The organism is Phycisphaerales bacterium (assembly GCA_029268515.1).
Lineage (GTDB): Bacteria > Planctomycetota > Phycisphaerae > Phycisphaerales > SM1A02 > JAQWNP01.
Map to the genome: position 1 here is coordinate 182,007 of JAQWNP010000016.1, position 19,431 is coordinate 201,437.

The following is a 19,431-nucleotide window of genomic DNA, read 5'->3' on the forward strand; positions in this document are numbered from 1 at the left end:
TAAGGTAGCCACTCCCAACCGAGTAATTTTCACGAGAAGTTGTTTACGATTTATCTTGCGGTTCATCATGGCTTACTACCTTTTTTGCTCGATCAATTCTCCGCATCAGACCGCGAAGCACAGTTCCTGGTGCCAACTCAGCCATTGCTTCTGGGCCACTTTCAATCATATGGCTACAACTTTGACTCCAGCGGACAGGCGACGTGAGTTGTTGGACGAGTCTTTTTCGTAGAAGTTCCTCATCATCTTGACTATGGAGTTTAGCAGTCACATTCGACCAAACTGGTATGACTAGTGGCCTGATCGTACTTGAGGCTAGCGCAGAGGCCAAACCGACCCCTGCCAACTCCATTAGCGGGCTATGGAAGGCTCCAGCCACGGTGAGCGGCGTTGCCCGAAGACCTTGTTCAGCAGCAATGACGGCTGCTCGCTCACAAGCAGCGGCCTGACCTGAAAGCACAATTTGACCAGGTGCGTTGAAATTCGCAGGCACCAAAATGGCGCCATCTGCTGAGACCTGCTCACAAAGGCTTGTCGCCTGTTCCTCGTCAGCTCCGATCAGCGCCAACATGCCACCATCGGAGGCCTCTGCTGCCTGCTGCATTAAGCGGCCACGTTCGGTGACAAGCTGCAACCCCTGATCAAAGTCAAATGCATCTGCCAAATGCAATGCTGTGTACTCACCTAAAGAGAGACCGGCAAGGCATACCGGACTGAGTGGTTGCCCCATCTCAATAAGACCATGATAACTCGCCACCGAGCAAGTATAGATCGCTGGCTGACTTACACTTGTCTTGTTCAATTCTTCTGCTGGCCCCTCAAAGCACAAGGTACTGAGCGGCGCTGAGAATACGCCATCTAAAATCTCATCCGCTTGCTTGAATACATCAGCTGCTGCAGAAGAGGCTGCGCACCATTTCGCACCCATGCCAACATACTGCGATCCTTGCCCAGGACATAGCACCGCTGTCGATGTCACTTTTTCCCTTTCGGCTAACTTGTTTACACACGCCACAAGTTGACGGCCCATGTCATACCGCCACCAACTGCCGCAATGAGAATAATATCACCTGTCTTGATTTTACCTGCTCGCCAAACTTCATCTAAGCAGAGTCCTACAGAACCTGCCGAAGAGTTGCCGTAGTGCTGTATGTTCATATGCACTTTTTCTGCAGGCAAACCGAGCTTTGTAATTGCTGATTCAATAATCCGAGCATTTGACTGATGACAAACGAATTGTGACACATCATCAGGACTCAAATTCGCTGCGGCCAACGCTTCCTCAATCATCTCTATGAGCTTCGGCACTGCGAATTTATACACCTCTCGCCCGAGCATTCGCAGCTTACCCAGGGCAATATGCTCTACAGCAGAATGATCTTGGACTTCTTGTGCCCGCTGAGGAATATAAAGACATGGCCAATTTGAAGCATCAGACTTCATTGAGCTGTAGATGCTACCTCGGTCAGTGTCTTCATCCCTTTCAAGAATGACCGCCCCAGCCGCATCTCCAAACAAGATAGAGACACTTCGATCCGAATAGTCACAAAGAGTGCTCATAGAATCACAACCTATAACGGCAATTCTTTTGAACGCACCTCCACGAATAAGTGGATCCGCAACATTAAGGGCATACACAAAACCAGAACATGCGGCTACCAAATCAAATGCTGGCGTTGGAACCGCGCCTATTGCGTGGGCAACTCGGCATCCATTCGATGGACAAGTCATTTCCGAGCTGACAGAGGCGTTGATCAACAAGTCAATCGATGAACCATCGATGCCTGCATCATCAAGTGCTTTTTGGACGGCTTCTACCGAAAGCGTGAATGTACCTTCGGTCTCTTGATCAACAACGCGACGTTCACGGATACCCGTACGAGTCCTGATCCACTCATCGCTGGTATCGAACATCTTTTCAAAGTCTTGGTTTGTCAACCGCCGGTCGGGAACCGCAGACCCGACTCCAGCAATTCTCACCCCATAGGTGGAATTATTCATGCAACTACTTCTTCTTCAGACTGGCTAAGGTAGTCACTGATCGCTTCATTAATATTCTGAGCCACAAGTTTGCGAGCAGCCCTAACTGCATTTGAGATCGTTCTCGCCTGGCTCGATCCATGACAGATGAGACAGACACCATTCACGCCTAACAGCGGTGCTCCGCCATACTCGTGATAGTCATACTTTGCATAGAGCTTCCGAACAACGCTCTGGAACTCCGCTTGGAGTTCATTAGACAGCCCGCCCATTTCAGAGGCCATTTGCTTCATAATCGAGGTTGAAAGTCCCTCAGTAAGCTTGAGCACCACGTTTCCAACAACGCCGTCAGTGATCACGACATCAGCTTCGCCTTCAAAGAGGCCACGCCCCTCAACTGAGCCGATGAAATTCAGCTCACTGACTTGTAGCAGTAATTCTCGAGCAGCCTGAATATCCTTGGTGCCCTTTTGCTCTTCACCGCCGACATTCAGAAGTGCCACCCTTGGATTCTCTATGCCAAGCATACTTCGTGCATAAAGACCACCCATCAATCCATACTGAGCCAGGTGCAATGGCTTAGGCTCAATATTGGCACCAACATCAATGACAGTGAGAGCGCCACCAAATGTGGGAATCACTGCAGCAATGCCTGGTCGTGTTACGTTCTTCAACCGACGCATATGCATCTGAGCTGCGGCAACAAAAGCACCTGTGTTGCCCGCTGATAGGACGGCATCAAGTCTATTGCTTGCTCGACGTCCAGCTGCTTCAACTAAGCGCACCAGTGAACTATCGGGAAGACTGCGCACCGCCTCAACCGGCGGATCGTCCATTTCAATAACTTGTGAAGTTCCGACGACTTCAATTCGACTGCAGTCGACTTCTGCTTTGCCAATATGGTCTTTGATCAGACGCTCATCACCAAACAGAACTAAGCCGTCACCCTCATCAATCTCGGAAAGACCCGAGACAGCTCCATCAAGGATCGCGTGGGGCGCATTATCGCCTCCCATGACATCGATCCCGATACGCATGGTCTACTCATCTCCGCTAGTGGTCACCTGTAGACCGGGTCGAACATAGCCGCAGGCCCGACAAGTGCGATGCGGCAATTTTGCAGCGCCGCAACTTGGGCAATTACCTGACTGGCGAGGCGTGATCGCTAGGTGAGAACGACGCTTGCGTTTACGACTTGGGGATGTTCGAAGAGCTGGAACGGCCATCTGAATACCTCATAAGTACGGCGCCGCTCAGTGAGATAGCGGCAAACCCGGATGGCTCACTGTACGAAGGGGTCCAGAGCATGTCAAACCACCAGAAAAGCGGTTTAAGTGGCCACCATCAGATACGCGGTATCAGATCAAGCCAGTTGCCGAAGAGGAACTCTAGCCGCTGACTGAGCAGCGCAATACGGCCCATCACGGTAAATCCAAACATCGCGCCGAAGGCCACCATTAGGAACCAGATACCGACCTTTGCGGTCCGGCCAACCAGTCCAGTGTGCTCAACTGAGAAGAAGAAGTAGACCAAGCCAGTTAAGGTTGACAGCGTAATCACGATATTGCTGAACGATGCCCAGATTGTAAGCCAGACACTAAAACCGCCCCCTGCTACCTCTGTCGGCACATAGAGCGGAATAACGGCTGCAGAGATCTGCCCTAGGAAGTCAGCCTCGAGGTAGCCAATCAGGCGAAAACCAGCTGTCACGCCAATAAAGAAAGCCAATGGCCAGCGGCTGATCCATCCACCTCTTGGAGCAAGGCGCCAGAGCAGGAGCACGATCATTACCAGTGGAATGATGTAGATGTAGTCCGGCGGCGTATCAGCACCAAGGCCGGGGACCAGAGAATCACGCATTTCGGCTGGAAAAAGTACGACAAGCAGATTCTTGACGAAGGTGGTCCAAAAGCCCGCCACCATCACGTAACCAGCAGAACTGCCAATAACCACTGCTTCTGCAACCTTGTAGAAGGGATTATCGCGGTACAGGAAAGACATGATGGCCAGCGTGAGTAGCGCGGCGACCCAAACACCGAAAGTTCGCTGCCAGCTCATAGAAATTTCTGGATAGCGATCCAAACCGCTCACGAGTACCTGCAAACCATCTTCCTGGCTTTGAGTGATCAAACCTTCAGCTTTGGCTTGAACGATTTTTTGCTTTGCAGTCGTGGGATCAAGGGCCAATGCTGGGGGCAGCCCTACCTCTTTGAGTGCTGCCTGGACGGGCATGATCTCCATACTGATATCACGCCACGTCGTCCATGGCGTCAGCTTGCTAATGATCTTGTCTTTACCAGATTCAACACCGGGATCTGTCTCGTCAGCCAAATTGACCCATACCGTCTCAGGTACATCTGATTCCGGAAGCAGCTGTGCCTCACCCGCATCCTTCGCTTTTTCCTCAGCATCCTTCGCTTTGTCCTCACAAGACAAAGCCGCTGCTGATGCAGTCAACTGAAGAGCCGCACCCGCATCCTTCGCTTTGACCTCAACCTCGACAAACTCATAGTTTGTGCCCGCGACATAAGTCAATGACATACCTGTGGTGAAAAATCGCCATCCCAAAGCGCCAATGCCAATCACGAATATCAGGGTCCAAATGAGCTTCTCTTTTGTCATCGCTCTTCACCTCGCCTTCGCCCGACGAAGTAGATGATGTTGCCCATGATGATCAATGCCACCATAAGCGCATGACCGACAAGCTGTGGCCCCATCCGTTTCTTTGCTTCCTGAGCATCAGGATTGGCGGCAATCAATGGAAAATTTTCATCAAGTATCTGCTCGTATTCTGCCGCGCCCTTAATGGCGCCCAGCAGACCAATCAGTTGATCAGGAATATAAGCCACAAGCTGTGTTGCCTGGACACCAGTGACGCCAGCAACAATCGGAATGTCATGTGGTGTCCCCGCATACTGCACCCATTGCTTGGTACCCGGGTCACCCGCCGAAATACTGACAATCAAATCCATCTGCTGGATATTCTTGATTCCCTGGCACATCGGAATCTCGTCAAAGCTGGTGCCCTGCTGATCGGTGATGAAAAGCTTTTGCATGTCCGTAACGATGACCGTTATAACCGCTTCAGCACCTGGCTTAAAGCCAAGGTTGACGTAATCTTCGCCGTATTTGTAGTGCGGATATTCCTCCATCAGAATCCGCACACCGGCAACATCGATCATCGGCTCACCGAGCGGCCAAAGCGCCATGTAGTAGAGCTTGTGGTTTTTCTCAGCGCATTGCCGAGTGAATGCTTTCGCCATTGGCTGCAATTCACCCATCGAACCAGGGTCGTAGTCATACGCCATCAAGATGCGGGATCCATCCGGAAGGTCCTCGATTGCATCATAAATATCCTGAACCATAGGCGACGTTTCTTCAGGAAACGTCAAGTTTGTAAGAATCGGTATAGCCACAGCCAATCCCATTAGTAGGAAGACCCAGCGGCGATCGAGATTCTTAAGAAGCTTGTACATAAGTAGTTGGTCAGTGTGTTCCCAAGCTGATTAGTCCTGTCCCAGATAAGAACGATCGACACCTAAGAGAATCTTGAGCGAGACAGACACCACGCCCAGCGCGATGCCAATGATGATCGCCCGGCCAGCACCCTTTGTCGGTCCGTCCAATGCAAGCCACTCGGTCAAACGGTCAAGTCGCATGGTCTTCCAGTCATCAACCGTCGAGGCGATGTTGAACCAATTACAGATATCAACCATCGTTCCTGGCACCCAACCTGTGAGCCAAACACCTGCATAGGTACGCCCGAGGAGCACGATAAAAGCAGTCAAAAGCAGCAGTGTGGCCTCAAAGTTCTTGGCTCTAAAGGCTCGGAATGCCGCTGATGCAACATAGAACGCCAGCATGGCAAACATCGTCGACGTCAGCGGATAAATCACATATTGGTAAATCCACCAGAAGCTTGCACCCTCTTCAAGATAGTTGCCGCCCCAAGCAAAGTCAGGGTACTTCGGATTCGGGTGCACACCGACTTGAAGTAAGCCAATAACCAACGTCACCACAAAGCTAACGATGATAATGACCGAGTACATCCAACCAGCACGTTGGCCAGAGATCTTCTCTAAATGCAGTTTGAGTAAGTTCCCGCCACCGAGAACAAATGCTCCGACAGCTAAAATGTCGAACCAAATCATTCCCTTCTCACCCCACTCCTCCGTATAAGGAATGAAGGTCGATAGGATAACAACGAACCCAGCAACAATAGCAATCATAAGTGGGACGGTGCGCTTCATGCGTCAATGCCTCCACTCTCAAGTGCATTGGTTTTCAACTCATAATCTTGTTGATCCTGCAAGATCTGTTCAAACCACTCAGCAGTTCCTGCCTCCATTGATGTCATGGTCAAACCACTACTACCCAGAATATTGTCACTGATGTATTCACGAACATCCGTGATATCAGTGGAATCAGTCCAGATGAGCTCAAGTGTGGCAAAGACCACACCAATGATAATGAGTCCGCCACCCAACAATTTTCCAAGATCCTGGCCCTTAAGTGAACCAAGCTGCTGAGGATCGCCAGAAAGATATGCACTGGCTGCAAAAAACTCTTCACCAATGAGCGTGTAATCACAGGCCGCCACGAAGAAGGGCAGCTGTGATGGCATGGCTGTACCAGCCACTTGGATAGCGCCAATATGATTGCCCGTCTCTGCCAGAATCAGAGACTCGGCATAAAACGCACCCATGTAAATACAGGCCGCAGGCTTTTCTCGCACCATGAAGCCAGTCACACCTGCCACATAACCGAATTGCTCATCGGTCAGATAGTAAATGCGATCTTCTTGATAGGCATCTGGCCGCCCCGCCGACAAATAAGCTTCTTGGACAGTTTCGCGTGCCGTCGTCATAACCAGTGCACGAGCTGTCGGCACTTCAAGTGTAGCGCCGTACTCAGCTGCCGTTTTAGCAACACGCGAAAGTACCGTGAGGCCCGCCAACGTCTGAATATCGTTGATATCGAGAATGCCGTTAATAAACAGGATTGGCCGGCCCATCTCGGTGGCTCGCCCAACCGCTTCATCGACTGCACTCAGGCCCGCGATCTCGCGAACTTTCAACTTCCGTCCCGAACGGGCAATCCTGATATACGTAATGATGCAGCCACTAATGATAAGTAGCATGATGCCCATCCAAGCCTTCTCATAGTCAAACCACTGCATGACTGCAGCGACCGGATAGTCCATCGTCGTCATCGCCGAGACATTGCCGCCAGGGCTCATCGCGGCAACACCGTACCGGTATGACACACCTTCCTTCACATTACTATCGGTGTATGAGTTGACCCCATACGTTTGGCTACCAACCTTTACAAAGTCGTCATCGCAATCTGCCAAGCGACGGTAGATGAGGTAATCCTTGACTTGTGATGGTGAATCCGTATTGAGATCAGGCATTGCACTGGCTGAAGGATCATTCGGTGAAAGCGACCAGTAAACCTCAATGGCCTCGCCTTTGTCACCTTCCTTATCAACCGCGTTAATTTTTTCAGGCGGCGCCGGAATTCCACCTGCTGGACTCTGAGCCTGCGCTATATCACGCGGCATCAAAAGCATGACCAGCATCAAAGCGGCCAGTGCAGGCAGAGGCAAGATAAACCGAGTCTTCATCCGTGGGGGGCTCTATAAGCGAGGGGAAAATTCAATCGGTCAATGCACAGTCTAGTCAATCGGTTCAAGGCGTCTTAGCCCTCGATCAATTCCACATTCGCTCGTGGAATAACAACACTCTCCCCGGAATCGAGTTTGACTTCAAGTACCCGCGCCTTTGACCCGGAGCCAAGCACTGCTGGCTGGGGTGGCAAACCAGCCACTTGACCGATCTCACCAAAGTAGGGATCGCGAATAATTCGGACCGGACGTCCCATGGCCAGAAGCCCCTCAACGCCCTCTTCTACCCCACCTTGAGGGCTCTCATCGGGCTTTAAAGGCACAATAATCTCCGGCCGCATCACGCCAGCCCGGATCTGAGTGGCCCCATTGACTGAAGCCTGGCGTCCTTCTCGAGCCTGGAGTAACTCAAAACTCCTCTTGGCCATGGCAATATCACCAAAGCCCTCAGTGATGACAATGGTGATGCCCTTTCGCTCTGAGCCTGTGATCGCGACACCCAGGTCGTAGCCGAGAAAGTCCTTCAGATCTTGGTCATCGATTCCCCCAGAAACAATGGCAGCGGCCCCGATGGCGACAGCCCGTTCAATCGCGGCATCCGTCACTTGACCTCCGCCAACCACAATGCAGTCTTTCATATCGGCTTTGATCAGATCTTCTGTCAGGACTTCATCATGCCGCTCACATGCCATCCTGATGTTCCCGCTGGTCTCACCACCGATGCCAAAGATGCCTTGCATATAGGTGCCCTGCGTTTCAATGACACAGCCTTCTTTCGGCAGCACCTCAAGAATACGGCCTGAAACATAGGCCCGAACCTGAATCGGAATCGCTGGACCGCGAAGAATCAGCTGACCGGTGATCTCAGAAACAGTCTCAATGGTTCCAGAATATGGAGAAACCTGTGATTTCTTCATCATCCCGAAGATGCCCTTGGTCTGAGCAAGAAGCTCCCCCTTCTCAATGGCATCACCCTCTTTTTTAACCAGGCATTCTGGAACATCTGCTGGTGGCAGTGAAAGCAGATTGGCCATATTAATTGGGTACACATCACCTGGCATTGCTGTTTGCGCCACGATGTCATTGGCATCAACAGTTTGGCCAACTTCCACAAGCACGTCGCCCTGAATTGGAAGCATTCGCTTGCATTGATGTGTCAGCCAACGACTGACTTTAAGTCCTGGTGTATAGGCATGTGCCATGTCAAACTAACTCCTGGCGTCAAACAATTTGTAACTCAAACCGTTGCTGCAATAGTCTCATCTACCTTTGGATAGAGCTCAAGCTCCTTCACCCAAGCCCCAATTGCGGCCTTACAGGCTTCGCGTTCCTCTGGCAGCGCGAGCGGCCGGCCACGCCCATCGAGTATCAAGCCGACGGAGCCGCCACGAACTTCAGCGGTCATTTTCTTCCCTGGCCCGGCGCCAAGATCAAATCCACGAGCAGGATCACAAGTAATTGTGGCCGTTTGATCCTGGCCCATACGAATCAATTCAAGATCGCCAAAGTTCATCTCACCAGAAGCCTGTATACCATCGCCCTGTAGCTCCCAGCTGAAACACTTCTTGCCGGGCTTGCCGATGCCCTTAGCTGACACATTGGTACCGAGATAGACCAGGCAATCTCGATCAAACACCTCCATGGCTGCCTTGGGATGCACTGCGGCGAGAACACCGAGGTGAGGCATCATGAAAATCGAATCTTTGGCCAGTTTGGTGACGCCCTCAGGTTCAAATGCATCAACCAACATCATCGCCGTCTGTTCCATGCATGGGGCATGACTTAGTACGCCGCCAGAAGCCACTAATAAATTCAGCGCCATGTTGTCGACAATTGTTTGGCCGCCAACCTGCTGACTGAACGTATCACCAACCGTACGCTGCTGCTGGACACCTTTGAGTGTGGTCGCAAACTCTTTGTGCTGTTGATAGGCCAAACGCAGTGCTTCGCGAGCCACTGCTTGCTCAAAGACCAATGCCTCATGAGATTGAGGAATCGTCGTTGGCCGAATCATCTTGTTCTTGACCCGATTGCGTAGTTCACGTTCATTCATATCGAAATGAACCCAACGCAGCACACTTGCCATCGTGGCCTCAGCGCAGACATTCGAGATTGAATAACTCATGCCGAGATTGGCACTCACAGTACGGTTAAACGTCTTATCAAAGACACTAAAGACGTCTGTGGTCGCCCCACCGATATCCACGCCCACAACATTAATGTCCTGATCTTTCGCAATCTGCTGCAAAATATCACCCACGGCACCAGGCGTTGGCATGATGGGCGCGTCTGTCCACTCCATTAGCCTGTCATAACCAGGCGCATGGGCCATGACATGTTCCAGGAAGACGTCATGAATCTTATCTCGTGCTGGGCCTAGATTCTCGCGTTCGAGCACTGGTCGCAAATTATCAACCATCTCTAAGTCGATCCATCCCTCATCCAGGACATCGCCAACCTGATCGCGAGCAGCTGAGTTCCCCGCATAGATAATTGGCATTTCATACTCACTACCAAAACGAGGCTGGGGACGAGCTGGCGCAATCAACTCCGCAAGCTCAACAACCTTCTCAGTAGTGCCTCCATCAGTACCCCCAGAAAGCAGGATCATGTCTGGACGAAGTTCGCGAATGCGCTGAATCTGCTCGTGGGGACGACGTTTATCATTTGACGAAATGACATCCATCACAATGGCGCCTGCGCCTAACGCGGCGCGCTTCGCACTGGCAGCAGTCATCTCAGCAATCACACCGGCAACCATCATCTGGAGCCCGCCGCCAGCACTTGATGTTGAGATATAGATATCACAACCTTCCGTATCTGTTGCTGGCTGAATAATGCGACCGTTGTCATCGACTAATTTGCGATCCGCCAACTCGCCAACCTCAGTAATTGCATTGACGGCACCAATGGTGACATCCGCAAAAGGTTGCTCAACAGTTGTTGGGGCTTCACCTCGTTGGGTCTGACGATAGACACCATCGATGAGCTCGATAAAAACTGCCTTCGTCGTAGTACTACCACAGTCGGTGGCAAGAATAATCTTGACCTTGTCTGTATCAATCTTGATTGTTTCGTGGGACGTTGCCTGCGACATCGTCGTCCTTTCCTTGGGAATGCTGAACTACTGAAACCTGGTCCTGATGAACACTTGAACCGGCTTCCTCTGACTCTACTATTGCCTCGATCTCCTCAAGCCGCATAAGAATGTACTCAAACGCCCCGCGATGTTCGACAAATTCGGCAAAATGGCGGAGCCCCTCTGTATCTGTGACGGTAGCCAGGATCGGCCGAAAAAAGTGCATCGCCTGCGAACTAAGATAGTTCAGAGGACGACTCATCTGCAGTGCCACGATAGCGGGTGTTGTCATCCGACGACTCACCACCGCTCGGCAAACTTTGTCAATCACCTTGCGCTGTGGCTCTGTTGGCTCCTGGGGGCCGGGCGGATCCACCGCAAAGGCATTCTTGATCCAGCTCATGCCGGCTGCTCCTGCATGTAGCTTTTGATCATGGACACAATGGGTTCCCTCTTGTTTGGAAAAACCAAGTGCAATCCAGAAAATGCATCAAATCGACTCCGACGCGATCGCGTTGATAAGAATCCACCAGCATCATCATGCACAAAACGCCGCAGCTGTCGCCATTGATAGCGCTTTCGTGTCATCGGAAAGACAGCAGTGATACCGCGCTGATCAATGGTGAAAGTGCTTGGAAAGAAGAATCTATTCAGGCTCAAGATCAGGATTACAACAGCGCCCAGTCCAACCCATGGGGCCCAGGATGGTGAATCAACCCATGTTGCAATCAACCAACCAGCGCAAACAATCACCACGAGCGCGACCATGGCTGCCACCCAACGCTGCCGCGCGGGATGAACCTTCCAGGTATACGCATTTTTCTCAATTACATCCATAAGCACATTTCGATCCAGGACCACCGGGCTGCTCGGGCGCTTGACGTGGCCGCGTAGTTTAGCAACTTACGTTTCATGTCGGGCCAGAAATGGGTTTGGAGCACAGGTTTATATGGATGCGATGGTGGCGGTCGCCGACTCCAACTCCAGCACCCTGCCATCACTGATCAATCGCAGTGTCCCAGTGGGATCTGTGGCTTCTACGATGCCCTGATGCTGTTGCTTACCGGAAGTGACGGTGACCTGCTGGCCCCGCAGCGCATCACGGTTCCCCCATTGCTCACGAAGCGATCCCAATGATGCATCCAGTTGTTGATCCAGCTCGATGAGCAGACGCTGGCAAACGCTGATGCGGTCGACTTCATAGCCCATCTGTCTCAAACTGACCGCTCGTTGAGCGACTGGCTCAGGCCAAGTTGATTGACCGACATTGATACCAATGCCAACAATCGCCACTTCACTCGTTCGTTCGATCAGAATGCCCGCCAGCTTACGACCAACTGATGACGTCTCAGAAGCTGCGGCGACTAATACATCGTTGGGCCACTTCAGTGAGATTGGCATGTCTATGAATGACTCCAATGCCATCGCTGTCGCAATTGGCGCGGCAAGTGGTAGAACACCGCGCGGATCATCTAAAACAACACTCAGTGCAACACCATGCTCTTCTGTGTCCAACCAGGTACGCCCTAACCGACCTCGCCCAGACTTCTGACGACCAGTTGCAACAACCAGACCAGGTTCCAACCCCAGACGTCGACAGGCATCCTGAGTTGAATCTGTTTCAGCAAGAACAACCACACGATTCAAATGCACGCTGTTGGCAGTAACCGCTTCGAGCATGTCCGCCCATTGATCGAGTGGCGTGAGCGCTGGCATTAAGAAATAGCCTCACGAGAATCAGATTCAAATGTAATGTCTAGTCCGATGTCGAGCCAGGAAGCGCTATGTGTAATTGATCCAGTCGAAATTCGATCGACACCACTCTCTGCAAGTGCTGCGACATTAGCCAATGTGACATTACCCGTTGCCTCTAAGAGCAAACGACTCTTTGCTTTATCTCGCAAGGCAACACACCGAGCCAAGAGATCAGCTGGCATATTGTCCATCAACGCGATATCCACTAGCGCGTCATCAACATTGAGCAGCGACTGAAACTGATCAATTGTGTCAACTTCAACCGCAACAAATTTCAACGGCCTGAGCGCGCGAGCTCGACGAGATGCCTCTGCTACACGATGCGCCAAATCGACATTCTTAACCCCTGCAAGATGGTTGTCCTTAAACATGGCTGCATCAGCGAGGCTCATGCGATGCGGCTCACCACCGCCACAAATCACCGCGTATTTCTGCCATGCGCGCAAACCTGGAATCGTCTTACGCGTGCCACAAATCACCGCCTTGGTATGCGATACTGCTGCAACAAATTGGGCGGTGAGCGTCGCAACACCACAGCTAAGACAGAGTAAGTTCAACAAGCTTCTCTCAAGCTCAAGAGCAATTTGACTCGAGCCCGTAACCGATGCAATCGCTTGCCCAGCGGCAACGCGATCTCCATCAGCGACGATTGGCGTCATTGAAAGTTCCTTGGCCCAGGGCGTCTCTCTTAGACCGCTGGCCAATGGCCCCAATCCTGCGATGACCCCTGGTTTTCGCGTCATCATTTGAGCTGACAACACCTCTGAAGCACCAACCATGCTACGAGTGGTCACGTCACCTAAGTGAATTTCATCTTCCGCCAAGGTACGAATCAGTAGCTCGCTTGCGACAAGAGGCGGCATCAACGTCGTGGCAGCATTCTCGATAGAAGCACAAAGGCCCCTATCTACAGCACTTGTTGAAGTGGAATCATGATGTCTGCTTGCATCTGACATTGATTGCAGCCTATCGTCTCGTATCCAGCCCGTCATTAAGAAGCCCGAGATGATCTACCTGAGTACACAAATGACTCATCATGAACCAACCATTTTCGACAAGATAATCAGCGGTGAAATACCCTGCCACCGCGTTTATGAGGATGACCTTGTACTCGCATTTCTGGATATCAACCCCCTGTCTCCAGGACATTTGTTGGTTATTCCAAAAGAACGCGCGGCACAACTCCATTTACTGAGCGATGAAGCAGCCGCAGCACTCGGCCGCGTGCTTCCTCGCCTGTGCCGAGCCGTAAGAGAAGCAACCGATATTGAAGCCTACAACGTCTTACAAAACAATGGCGATAGCGCAAACCAAGCCGTGTTCCATGTTCACTTTCATATTATTCCCAAGATACCCGACGGCCAAGGTCTCAATATGAATTGGTCAACTCATCCATTCGACAACGGCCAAACGCTCGCCAAGGCCATTGCCGAAAAGATTCGCTAACAAAGGTCGTACCTCAGGGCACTCCGCGATCTACGACTGCTCCAAAGTTGACTGAGCTGCCACTAACCGAGCAATCGGCACACGGAATGGTGAACAACTCACATAATCAAGACCGACCTCGTCAAAGAAGCGAATAGAAGCGGGATCACCGCCGTGCTCACCACAAACACCGAGCTTCATGTTTGGGTGCACTGCTCTACCACGCAAGACAGCTTCACTGACCAACTGACCCACACCAGGAACATCAATTGACTGGAAAGGATCTCTCTCAAGCAGTCCACGCTCAATATAGTCTGGCAAGAAGGTGCCTACATCATCACGACTAAAACCATAGGTCAACTGCGTGAGATCATTGGTCCCAAAACTAAAGAAATCTGCATGCTGAGCAACATCTCCAGCGGTCAAGGCCGCACGCGGAATCTCAATCATGGTCCCGATAGGAATGTCTAGTTTGCCTGTGAACTTCTTGGCTTTCTTAACCCGAACAATGACTTCCTCAACCTGGCTACGCAAGACGGCTAATTCTTGCTCCATACCAACCAGTGGAATCATAATTTCAGGAAGGGCTGCAATGCGTTTCTTCTTACATGCAATCATGGCCTCCACGATCGCAGTCACTTGCATCTCCAAAATTTCTGGATACGTGACCACCAGACGGCAACCCCGATGTCCCAACATTGGATTGAATTCATGGAGCTCAGTGATGCGCTCTCTTAAGCGAGCAAGCGATATTCCCATTGTTTTGGCGAGTGCTTTTTGCGTGGCCTCTTCACGAGGCAAGAACTCATGCAATGGAGGATCGAGCAAGCGGATCGTCACCGGCAACCCCTTCATCGCTGTAAAGATGCCCACGAAGTCGCGTCGCTGAAAAGGCAACAACTTCTTAAGCGCGCGGCGCCGAGCTGGCTCTTCTTCAACCATAATCATTTCGCGCATCGCTTTAATACGGTCGCCCTCGAAGAACATGTGCTCCGTACGACATAGCCCGATCCCCTGTGCCCCAAAATCGCGAGCGCGTTTTGCGTCGGCAGGCGTATCAGCGTTGGTTCTCACCTTCAAGCGGCGGACATCATCAGACCAACGCATGATGGTAGAAAAATCACCGGAAAGCTGTGGCAAGCGTGTTGCTACCTCACCATCCATTACCTCACCCGTTGATCCATCGATAGAGAGAACCGATTTATGATTGTAGTTTTTTCCATCAATTTTTAAGATCCGGGCTTTCTCATTAATTCGAAGTGAACCAGCACCCGCCACACAACATTTTCCCCAGCCACGTGCAACGACGGCTGCATGAGAAGTCATACCACCAGTTGAGGTGAGAATACCTGCTGCATGGTGCATGCCATCGACATCTTCAGGTGATGTTTCATTGCGCACAAGCAATACGGATTCACCAGCCTGTGTGCGAGCCACCGCTTCTTCAGCGGTAAACGCAAGCATGCCAGTTGAGGCACCCGGCGATGCTGGCAAACCAGTCGCAAGGACCTTGGCTTTTTTCTTTGCCTCCGGCGCAAAGCTCGGGAGTAGCAATTGAGTGATGTCATCTGGAGCGATACGGCCCAGTGCTTCAGCTCGTGTAATTCGTTTCTCTCGAACCATATCAACAGCGATTTTCAGTGACGCGGCACCCGTTCGCTTGCCATTTCGCGTTTGCAGCATGAACAGTCGTTCACGCTCAATCGTGAATTCAATGTCCTGCATATCGTGGTAATGATCTTCGAGGATCTTTTTGATCTCCATCAGCTGATTGAAGGCCTTTCGGTTCCAGTCCTTCATCTCTTTCAGGGGCTTTGGAGTACGAATACCCGCGACAACATCTTCCCCCTGAGCATTGATGAGAAACTCACCAAAGAACTTATTCTCACCTGTAGAGGGATCTCGTGTAAATCCAACCCCCGTACCAGAGTCATCACCCATATTGCCAAAGACCATGACCTGCACGTTGACAGCCGTACCAACTAAACCCGTAATCTCATTGATCTGCCGGTAACGAATGGCTCGCTTAGAGTTCCAAGACTTAAAGACCGCTTCGATTGACAAAGCCAGTTGTTTGTATGGATCTTGAGGAAAAGATTTTCCAACTTGGGATCGATAAACCTTTTTATAAGACTCACATAAAGACTGCATGCCCTTTATAGGCACGTCAGCATCAACTTGGGTCTTGTAACGTTTTTTGATCTTCGCAAATTCAGCTTCAAAGCGGTGATGGTCTACATCCATCACAACATCACCAAACATATTGATGAGTCGACGGAAAGCATCTAATGCAAACCGCTCATTTTCGGTTACTTTGGCGAGACCTTTGACAGCCTTATCATTTAAGCCAAGATTGAGCACCGTATCCATCATGCCAGGCATTGAAACTGCAGCACCACTCCGCACTGAAACCAACAACGGATTAGACGAATCTCCGAAACGTTTGCCGGTCTCTTTCTCCAAGCGACCAATTTGACTGCGCACCTCATCCATAAGTCCGGGCGGCAACTTACCTCCAGCTTTGTCAAAAGCGGCGCAGGTCTCAGTGGTAATTGTGAAACCAGGCGGCACTGGTAAACCAATAGTGGTCATCTCAGCCAGATTCGCACCTTTTCCACCAAGCAGTTGTTTATCACTGCCACGGCCATCAGTGCGCCGGGGGCCAAAGGCATAGGTCATGCTGCCAGATCGACGCGATGAACGTTTCTGAACTGTCTTTTTCTTTCGGACTGTTGACTTCCGTCTTTTCACCGTGGTGGGCATCTCGATTGAGGCTCCTGTAAAGGGGCTAAAAGTGTGAGTCCTGGGCGGACTCGGTCCATTCATAAAGGGTCAAATTTCACGCCCCCTCCATCACCCTGCCTAGCTACCTAAACAATTTGAGTGGACGGGGCTGGCAGTGTAGCAGGGTGGCAACACCTCCAAACAAAGACGCATCCCAGCTCTCGATTCGGGATTCCATGATTGGGGGCGTATGATAGAACGATGCGCCTCTCGGCAAACAAGCTCTCCTGGCAATGTGATCCCAAGACACTCATTGCCGCATGGCCAGAATACTGGCCACTGGCCTTGGCAAATTTTGCTCACAGAGATTGTGTGGACGCTCATGCAGACGCACACCGTCAGCATTCATCATCCAAAGTAACAGTGATCGCCCGACCCCAAGGCCGCTATTGCTGCATGCCAGATCACAAGACCACATCCTGCCCACTTTGGAGCAGCTATGACGATAGTCAACCTCCATTTCAGCCCAATGATCTCACTGGCCAGCCTCTCGACGACCTTGATCTTCTCCTGAGCTGGACTGCGGTACCTCCCATAAATGATCCTCAGACCTCACCGTTCCTTGGTGGCTGGATCGCATCAATCGGCTACGAACTGTGCAGCCAACTTGAGCCAACGGTGACACCAAGGCCCATAAGTCCAGACAGGGCTCATTGGCCATTGTTGGAAATGCTCTGGTGCCCAACAGCATTCGTCCATGATGCCGACCGTGACCAATGGTGGGCCGTTGGCCACTGGACTGAATCAGAATTAGAAACACTGATGAACGCAATGGCGCTCGGTGAAAATGTCGGCGAACAGTCAATCCAGTGTGTTTCAACCAACGCCCTGATTTCAGAGAACGCCTATGTTGAGAAAATCGACGACGTACTCGACTACATCGCTGCAGGCGATGTCTTTCAAGTCAATCTGACCCAGCAGTTCGAAACAACTGTGACAGGTAGCCCCCGCCAACTTGCCACGCGCGTTGCCTGCGAGCCTCAAGCACATTTTGGTGCCTATCTTGAGCTGGGAGCACAAGATGGCGACACGAATGCAAGACGATGGCTGGCATCTCTTAGCCCAGAGCTTTTCTTGTCATTCAATCCTCAGACAAGAGAAGTAAAAACGCGTCCCATCAAAGGCACATTAGCTGCCAACCAACCTGCTCAGACACTACTTGATTCTGAAAAAGACAAAGCTGAACTCCATATGATCATTGATCTGATGCGCAACGATCTAGGTCGTGTTTGTACCTTTGGCTCCATCACTGTCTCCCGTGATCGATGGATTGAGACGTATCCGACAGTCCATCATGCCATTGGTGAAGTCACCGGAGTCCTGAAACAAGGGGTTCAACCTGGCTCACTGCTCAAAGCAACCTTTCCTCCAGGCTCAGTCACCGGCGCGCCCAAGGTTCGAGCGATGCAGATTATTCGAGATCTTGAGCCACAACCGCGCGGTCCGTATTGTGGCGCTATCGGCCTTTTCGGAAACGATGGCTCCATCGAATTGAACGTCTCGATCAGAACGCTTTGGGCGTACGATGAGTCGAATACACTGGGCAATCCAATTCAGGCGAAGATGTACTATGGCGCTGGCGGTGGCATCGTGGCAGATTCCAATCCACAAGCTGAATACAAAGAGAGCTTGCAGAAGATGGCTGTGGTCGAAGATCTACTGACCCTTCCTACACCTCAAACCAACCCCGTTACCGTTTAGATTTTCAACGCCCGATCATCATGCAATCAAACGTTCACGATGACGTTGAAGTTGAGCTCGTTGCTGCACCGCGATGTAGCGGCATATTTGATCGACTACAAATGAACGGTGCGAGGGATTGAACGTGAATTCAAACGTGAATCCTGCATAGGTGTGGCGATCTGCCTCCATATGCGTATGCACGAGCTTACTAGTCGCACAAATCGGCGTACTCAATTCTGGTGGCAATGAAAAACGTAGCCAGAATAATTTGCGGGTGTGCAGATGGCTTGAATCATCACTTGAGATATGCATTCCCAAACCGCCACCACCAATATTGACCAATCGACCAGCAAAGCGGGGCCCAACATCGGGCATGACTTCATCTGGACCAAACGGCAATTCAATGCGAGGACGCGGCACGACTGACGATCGCCGCTGCTCTGCCTCAAATTCAATCTCATTTGCACGCTCGGCCAACATGACCGATTTGGGATCCAAAAGCGGCCATATCTCTACCTCTGGAAGAACCAATGCTGCTGTTTCCACACGATAGAAGTTACGTCGCTGGCAGCGCTCAACTGCAGCAGGAAGCTTGAGCTTTAGTGCTGGAATAGTGCGGCTACTGTTAATTGCATGTTTTACATTTCCAATGTTCACTGTCGAGAACATCCAACGATTTTGTCCAATGGCCATAATTCCAATTAACTCGACGCCTTCATCAATTTGAAGCTCCTGCCCCAGTGCCATGGGCCGCTCTACAATCATCGCGTCACCATCAAGGTGCATCAGGCGTGAACGCCAAATAAGATCCCCACCCTTTTCCGTTCCATCGCGATCGCTTGCAATAGCAAGTTCGATCGAGCCATTGCGGTCATTGATCTGTTGTAGGCTTCGACGCCATCCGGTGGTTCTGGATCGATTCGCAGGCACGATTGGGCTCCCGTTTTTGAATGTCCTCTGGGACAAGACTTTGGATCGTTGGTGGTGTTGACACATAGGCCAGCGCGAGTGGAACACCCGCCACCTGACCTATTGGGACCATCGACGGGTCCATAGGGGGCCTTAAGTCGAATCCTGTAAGTTTGTTGCAGCTATTTTG

General features: G+C 51.3%; 18 protein-coding genes. 2 read left to right on the forward strand and 16 right to left on the reverse strand.

The features are described from left to right. Positions 1–43: 43 nt before the first annotated feature. The 14 genes from fabD to nadC all read right to left on the reverse strand — a co-directional run bounded on the left by fabD (position 44) and on the right by nadC (position 13,396). Positions 44–1,030: an ACP S-malonyltransferase gene (gene fabD / locus P8J86_10960; GenBank protein ID MDG2055213.1), complete on the reverse strand. Its 987-nt coding sequence runs from the start codon at positions 1,028–1,030 to the stop codon at positions 44–46. After that, positions 1,003–2,001 (reverse strand): ketoacyl-ACP synthase III, encoded by a 999-nt coding sequence (locus P8J86_10965; protein MDG2055214.1) that lies wholly within the window; start codon positions 1,999–2,001, stop codon positions 1,003–1,005. The genes fabD and P8J86_10965 overlap by 28 nt, the downstream gene beginning before the upstream one ends. Next, positions 1,998–3,017: a phosphate acyltransferase PlsX gene (plsX, locus tag P8J86_10970; GenBank protein MDG2055215.1), complete on the reverse strand. Its 1,020-nt coding sequence runs from the start codon at positions 3,015–3,017 to the stop codon at positions 1,998–2,000. The genes P8J86_10965 and plsX overlap by 4 nt, the downstream gene beginning before the upstream one ends. A gap of 3 nt (positions 3,018–3,020) precedes the next feature. Then, entirely contained in the window at positions 3,021–3,206 is a 186-nt protein-coding gene (gene rpmF / locus P8J86_10975; GenBank protein MDG2055216.1) for a 50S ribosomal protein L32, read from the reverse strand. A 118-nt stretch (positions 3,207–3,324) separates the two neighbouring features. Beyond that, positions 3,325–4,602, reverse strand: coding sequence for a hypothetical protein (locus tag P8J86_10980; protein MDG2055217.1), 1,278 nt, complete (start codon positions 4,600–4,602; stop codon positions 3,325–3,327). Next, positions 4,599–5,456 carry a hypothetical protein gene (locus P8J86_10985; protein MDG2055218.1) on the reverse strand — a complete coding sequence of 286 codons (858 nt, stop codon included), beginning with the start codon at positions 5,454–5,456 and terminating at the stop codon, positions 4,599–4,601. Before P8J86_10985 ends, P8J86_10980 begins: the two co-directional genes overlap by 4 nt. 30 nt (positions 5,457–5,486) lie before the next feature. Further along, a complete protein-coding gene (locus tag P8J86_10990) occupies positions 5,487–6,230 on the reverse strand; it encodes a hypothetical protein (protein ID MDG2055219.1) in 744 nt (247 codons plus the stop codon). Then, the gene (locus P8J86_10995) at positions 6,227–7,606 is read right to left on the reverse strand and encodes a fibronectin type III domain-containing protein (protein ID MDG2055220.1); all 1,380 of its coding nucleotides are present in this window, start codon (positions 7,604–7,606) and stop codon (positions 6,227–6,229) included. Before P8J86_10995 ends, P8J86_10990 begins: the two co-directional genes overlap by 4 nt. 74 nt (positions 7,607–7,680) lie before the next feature. After that, positions 7,681–8,808: a hypothetical protein gene (locus P8J86_11000; GenBank protein MDG2055221.1), complete on the reverse strand. Its 1,128-nt coding sequence runs from the start codon at positions 8,806–8,808 to the stop codon at positions 7,681–7,683. A 35-nt stretch (positions 8,809–8,843) separates the two neighbouring features. Continuing rightward, positions 8,844–10,703, reverse strand: a complete 1,860-nt coding sequence (locus tag P8J86_11005; GenBank protein ID MDG2055222.1) for a glutamate mutase L — start codon at positions 10,701–10,703, stop codon at positions 8,844–8,846. Then, positions 10,666–11,088 carry a hypothetical protein gene (locus P8J86_11010; protein MDG2055223.1) on the reverse strand — a complete coding sequence of 141 codons (423 nt, stop codon included), beginning with the start codon at positions 11,086–11,088 and terminating at the stop codon, positions 10,666–10,668. Before P8J86_11010 ends, P8J86_11005 begins: the two co-directional genes overlap by 38 nt. Next, positions 11,085–11,528 (reverse strand): hypothetical protein, encoded by a 444-nt coding sequence (locus P8J86_11015; protein ID MDG2055224.1) that lies wholly within the window; start codon positions 11,526–11,528, stop codon positions 11,085–11,087. Before P8J86_11015 ends, P8J86_11010 begins: the two co-directional genes overlap by 4 nt. Before the next feature lie 102 nt (positions 11,529–11,630). Further along, positions 11,631–12,401, reverse strand: a complete 771-nt coding sequence (locus tag P8J86_11020) for a biotin--[acetyl-CoA-carboxylase] ligase (GenBank protein MDG2055225.1) — start codon at positions 12,399–12,401, stop codon at positions 11,631–11,633. After that, positions 12,401–13,396, reverse strand: coding sequence for a carboxylating nicotinate-nucleotide diphosphorylase (gene nadC, locus P8J86_11025; GenBank protein ID MDG2055226.1), 996 nt, complete (start codon positions 13,394–13,396; stop codon positions 12,401–12,403). Before nadC ends, P8J86_11020 begins: the two co-directional genes overlap by 1 nt. Before the next feature lie 70 nt (positions 13,397–13,466). Here nadC and P8J86_11030 point away from each other — a divergent pair, with 70 nt between their 5' ends. Next, positions 13,467–13,886 carry an HIT family protein gene (locus P8J86_11030; GenBank protein ID MDG2055227.1) on the forward strand — a complete coding sequence of 140 codons (420 nt, stop codon included), beginning with the start codon at positions 13,467–13,469 and terminating at the stop codon, positions 13,884–13,886. A 30-nt stretch (positions 13,887–13,916) separates the two neighbouring features. On the opposite strand, the gene ppdK is transcribed toward P8J86_11030, so the two are convergent. Beyond that, positions 13,917–16,628: a pyruvate, phosphate dikinase gene (ppdK, locus tag P8J86_11035; GenBank protein ID MDG2055228.1), complete on the reverse strand. Its 2,712-nt coding sequence runs from the start codon at positions 16,626–16,628 to the stop codon at positions 13,917–13,919. Between the two features lie 222 nt (positions 16,629–16,850). Between ppdK and P8J86_11040 the strand changes: the two genes are divergently transcribed. After that, positions 16,851–18,350, forward strand: a complete 1,500-nt coding sequence (locus tag P8J86_11040) for an anthranilate synthase component I family protein (protein MDG2055229.1) — start codon at positions 16,851–16,853, stop codon at positions 18,348–18,350. Positions 18,351–18,368: 18 nt separating this feature from the next. Here P8J86_11040 and P8J86_11045 read toward each other — a convergent pair whose 3' ends face one another. Continuing rightward, positions 18,369–19,262, reverse strand: a complete 894-nt coding sequence (locus P8J86_11045) for a hypothetical protein (GenBank protein MDG2055230.1) — start codon at positions 19,260–19,262, stop codon at positions 18,369–18,371. Positions 19,263–19,431: the final 169 nt, after the last annotated feature.